This is a genomic window from Streptomyces thermovulgaris (genome assembly GCF_002155915.1).
Classification (GTDB): Bacteria; Actinomycetota; Actinomycetes; order Streptomycetales; family Streptomycetaceae; genus Streptomyces; species Streptomyces thermovulgaris.
In genome coordinates, this window is record NZ_MUME01000087.1 from 1 (window position 1) to 4,650 (window position 4,650).

Below are 4,650 nucleotides of genomic sequence, written 5' to 3' on the forward strand. Positions count from 1 at the left end.
GCGGCCTGAGCGATGGCTCCGATGCGGCTGGGGCTGAGCGTGACATGTTGCAGGGCACGCCAGCGCTGTTTGAGTTCGGCGGCGGCTCGCTCGCCCAGGGCTCGGATGCCGCGCAGGAGCCGGTTGTGGGTGCGGGTGTTTGCCGCCAGGGGTGAGGCGATGTCGGGGTGCGGGCGGAAGGGGGTGTGGATGCCCTGGCCGGCGCCGGTGTAGCCGACATCGGCCAGCGTCGGCAGACCGTGGCGGGCCGCGGCGTACAGGGCGGGCAGCACATGGATGCGGGCGGCGCGCAGGTCGTGCACGGAGCCGGGCTCGACGTTGGAGACCCACAGCAACTGTCCGTCGGGGGCGGCTATGAACTGCAGGTTTCCGGCGAAGCGCTTGGCCTTGCCGGAGTACCACAGGTCGGTGCCTTTCTCGGTGGTGCCGGCCACCCGGTCGCAGGCGATCAGGGTGCCGTCCAGCACCACGTGGCTCAGGCCCTGCTCGCGGCAGCGGTCCAGCACCTGATGCAGATCCGGGGCGTGCTCGGCCAGGACGTCGATGCCCTCGTGCAGATACCGGTAGCCGGTGGCCTGGGAGATGCCGGCGTCCCGGGCCAGGCAGTGCACGCAGGTGCGGTGGCGGAACCAGCGCAGCACCAGCACCGCCTGCCGGAACGGGCCCAGCGCGCGGGAGCCCCTCGGAGTGCCGATCCGGCGGCGATGGCCGGCCAGCAACCGGGCCACGTACTCCACGACGTGGCGGGGGACATCGAGCATGGCAACATAGGGAACCAACGTGAAGCCTCTGGTGCAGCGGACGATCTTGTGGTGAGAACCGTCCTACCAGGGGCTTTACGTCTGCCCACAGCCGGGCCGCCGCTGTCCGCTCCAGCCCCCGACGCCCCGATCAACCCACTTCACGAAGATTATTTCGCTGAGAAAACCGCAGTGAGCGGGTCAGACAAAATAATCCTCCGCGTCGGGATCCGACGACAGCGTCAAGAACCGGGAGAACGCGTCGAATTCATCGTTTCCCAGGCAGTACCCCCCGGTGTGATGCAAGTGGAAGAAACGCCCTTTTTCGTCCACCAGGACGATTCCATGCTCCGAGGCCTCGTACCCGACGGGGAACAGACCCACTCCGAGGCCCGTGGCCAGCTCGGCAATGGCGGCGGCATCGCCGTCGTACCCCACGGTCGGCTCCATGACCCACGCGACATCCGGCGCCTTCGGATGCGGCAGCCTCAACCCGCCGTAGGCGTGAATGACCTGAAGGGCAGGCGGCACCGGCACCAGTGCAAAGCCCTGCCGTGCAGAGTCCTCCATCCGGGCCCTGACCATCTTCTCGGCTTTCTCGCCGATGTCGCGGCCGGGTGACCAGCCGTTCTCGATCAACCAGTCGCGCACTTCCTGTGCCGGCTGCTCCGAAGTCATGCAGGCGTTCCGCCCTTCGTCCCTTCGTTGGTCATAGCCGATCGGTCAGGTCGGGACCGCGTCCGTCGCTCACCTCCGGCTCCGCGACGCCGTGTCCTTCCGCCCTTCCGAAGTACGTCGGCTCCCCCGGCTCCGCGGCGACGCCCAGCAGCTCGTCGAGCTCCTTCAAGGCCGCCGCGAGACGTGGGGCGTTCTGCCGCTGGACGTCGGGGTGCGGCGTGCCGCGGAAGTCGAACGGGCCCCAGATGTCGTGGTGGACGGAGACATCGGCGGAAAGCCCCAGGGGTTCGGAGGAAACAGTCAGCTCGACCAGGCGGTCCTCATGGCGCCGAACGCCGTGCTCGTCGAACCACATCCCAGCCCCCGCCACAAGGAAGCTTCTGAACTCGGCATTCGGGAAGCCGACGGGGCGCGACTCCTCGACCCTTCGCGCCGTCCTCTCGTCATCGAGAGGCGCCGTGAGCCGTAGACGCGTCTTGGCGACCGCGCCTCCCGCCTCGGGGACCATCCAGAACCATTCCAGCGCGTCCGGCGTCAACAACTCGTGCTTCTTCAGGACGTCGGACATCCGAGCAGCGGTGCTGAGCGCCGACCGCAGACCCGGCGGTGCACAGTCCTCCAGGTCCCAGAACCAGGACGCGCACTCCTGTGGCGCACGCATAAGAACGGACATGTTTCTCTCAAGGGCGGGTGGAGCCATGGGCGAGACGGCTGCCCCGGCCTCCCGCCGGTTCAGTCGGGGAACGTCACCGGATTCCTCAGAGCTTCCCAGGCATCGATCAGGGTGTACCCGCGAGCCGTTCGGTCACGGACTCGATGAATGCGGCCGCTTCCCGTCCGGAGATCCTCACATGGTCCACGTCGTTGTGTCCCTCTGAGCGAAGGCGCAGGTGTTCCGTGGGCTTCCAGCGCAGGTTCCGGGCGAAGGCCTCGTCGTGCGTCCCACCGTCCCTGCCGACGACACGCCGCCTCACGATGCCGCGCGGGCTGCTGCGGGAGTGATCATCGCTGATTCTCGCGTAGCAGGTGATGCGCCCCTCCGCATCCTGATCGAGGGCGTCGAGCGTGATGGAGACCGGCGTGAGGAAGGGTTCGGCGCAAGGCTGGACTCGAAGCTGCCGCGAGGAATCATCACCCCGTACAGGTCGACGAACTCCTCGATCGAGCAGCCGCCGCCCCGCTCGAACATCAGCGGCAGGGGCTCGTACGGGTCCGGGAGCTCCGGCAGGCGGCCGTCCGCGAGCGCCGGGCACGGAGCCACCCAGCGCACGGCGCCCCGGCACGGCCCGCGGCGGCTCGCCGTTCACTGCAAGATCCATCCCCTTCTGCCGCAGCTGCTGACGGCAGCCTTCACCGCATCGTCGAGGATGGACAAGCCGAGGTTCAGGCGTCCTCCATGCCTTCGCCGAGCTCCCTCAAGGCGCGCTCGCCCGGTTGTGCAGCCATGAGGTCGCGGGCCATGCCCTGGGCCCAGGCCGGATCGACGCGATGGGCAGCACTGACCATCAAAGCCAGTTGAAGACCGAGGTCGTAGGACGGGGGCTGCTCGGTCAACCGCGTCACGCCGCGTGTCACGGCCGCCTGCAGGGCGGGCAGACAGGCAGCGACGTCGTCCCGCCGGAGCAGTGAGCCGATGTGCCGGTCGAACTGAACACGATCGGCAATGCTCAGCAGGGCCTCGACGGCCCGCAGGCGGTCCGCGGCCGTGCCGCGCTCCTCCACCATGTCGACGCTGTCCCCCACCGCGTCGGCCAGTACGCCGAAGGTGTCGTCCTGGCCGTGCAGGCGATCGTACGAGGCACCTCGCCAGGGAACGGACTCCGGATCTCCTGCCGCTCGGACCACGGCGTCGTAACCGCTCTTGTCTCCCCAGCGCGTGAGCGCGACACAGGCCAGGAAACGGCCTGCCGGATCCTCGTGCGGATCCCGCAGTACCTCTCGCAGCGCCTCGGTACGGTCCCGGTAGCCTCCGTCGAGGCCGTCGCTGATGACGTCGTCGGGGTCGGCGGCCATTCCGTCGAAGTCCACAAAGAGCAGGCCGGCGACCCGGTCACTGGGCTTCCACGGACCCTTGCTGTCGGACGACAATCGGCTCTCCTGTCCTACGGGTCTGCACGTCCGAACGTGCTGTCCGGTGCGTTACGGCTTCTTGGTCGTCGGGTACGGTCCCGTCACGTACTCCTTCGGGACGATCCCACTGATCAACCATTCTCCGTCACGCCGGGTGTTGAGCAGTGCCATGACCCTGCGGTGCACCTTGTTCGTCTTGCTCTTGCTCAGTTCGAGACTTTTCACGAACTGGGTCACAGCATCGGTGTCCGACGCCTTGAGGCTCGCCGGCACCTCCACTTCCTTGCCCGCGACCTTGTTGATCTCTTCCGAGATGCTCCGCTGAATCTGTTCCGGACGCAGGATTTCCACGCCCTGGACCTTGCCGGATTCGATGTCTGCCTGCAGCCGCTTGTAATCGATGCTGATCTCCTGCGCACCATAGACCTTCCCGGTCCCGTCCTTCGGCGCGAAAGAGGTGAATTGACTCGACTCCTTGGCTGCGGGGTTCGCTCCCCCGAGCACGTGTTCAAGCGGCGTAATCTTCCCTTCAGGATTCGCGGGAATGATGCCGACGTCCGGATCGAAGTGCGATTTGCGCAGCCCGAACTTGTTGTGCGTAGCACTGAAGTCGTCGTCCTGCCGAATCAGCAGAGGCTCATCGTCCTCCGGGGACTTCGGCGGGGTTTTGTCCTCGGCCTTGACGACCTCGTCCCCGGTCTTGACGACCTCGTCACCGGTCTGGATGACCTCGTCACCGGCCCCGGCAGCCTCGTCGCCGGTACGCCCGAGGTCGTCCAGTCCGCTGCCGGTCGGGCCGTCGGTACGGGACAGTGTGTCGGTGCTGGTGCTGGGCAGGTCGTGGCCGCCTGTCGGGCCACGGTTGAGGCCGTCGGAGCGCAACGTGGTGTCCGAGGTGTTGGAGACCGCGTTGTCCACGTTGCTCACGTTGTTCGTGTTGTTGGACGGGACCTGGTTGCCCGAGTTGCCCGGCAGGTTGTCGCCCGTGCCGGTGACGGGGGTGGCGTTGTCCACGCTGTTGGTCGGCAGGTTGTCGGCCATGCCGCCCACGGTGTTGTCGGCGATGCCGCTCGGGTTCTCGACGTGGCTGACGGGGTTGTTCAGGTCGTTGCCGAGGCGGCCGGTGTCGCCGAGGTCGGCGTCCAGGCCGTCGCCCAGGCGG

The 4,650-nt window shown here is 67.4% G+C and carries 4 protein-coding genes and 1 pseudogene; all 5 read right to left on the reverse strand.

Going from position 1 to position 4,650, the window contains the following annotated elements; all coding sequences use genetic code 11:
• Window positions 1-779 (reverse strand): transposase family protein (locus CCN35_RS09510; RefSeq protein WP_086792272.1); only part of this gene is annotated, 779 nt, incomplete at its 3' end.
• 162 nt (window positions 780-941) lie between these two features.
• A complete protein-coding gene (locus tag CCN35_RS09515; RefSeq protein ID WP_086792270.1) occupies window positions 942-1,418 on the reverse strand; it encodes an SUKH-3 domain-containing protein in 477 nt (158 codons plus the stop codon).
• A 31-nt stretch (window positions 1,419-1,449) separates the two neighbouring features.
• On the reverse strand, window positions 1,450-2,118 hold the full coding sequence (locus CCN35_RS09520; protein ID WP_245863091.1) for a hypothetical protein: 669 nt from the start codon (window positions 2,116-2,118) through the stop codon (window positions 1,450-1,452).
• Between the two features lie 683 nt (window positions 2,119-2,801).
• Window positions 2,802-3,506 carry a hypothetical protein gene (locus CCN35_RS09530; protein WP_067399169.1) on the reverse strand — a complete coding sequence of 235 codons (705 nt, stop codon included), beginning with the start codon at window positions 3,504-3,506 and terminating at the stop codon, window positions 2,802-2,804.
• 51 nt (window positions 3,507-3,557) lie between these two features.
• A pseudogene (locus CCN35_RS28305) lies at window positions 3,558-4,650 on the reverse strand (hypothetical protein); the annotation flags it as partial.

Bases quoted from the DNA above. Each gene is read 5' to 3' on its own strand.
- CCN35_RS09515 (WP_086792270.1), bottom strand. From the start codon at position 1,418: ATGACTTCGGAGCAGCCGGCACAGGAAGTGCGCGACTGGTTGATCGAG.
- CCN35_RS09520 (WP_245863091.1), bottom strand. From the start codon at position 2,118: ATGGCTCCACCCGCCCTTGAGAGAAACATGTCCGTTCTTATGCGTGCG.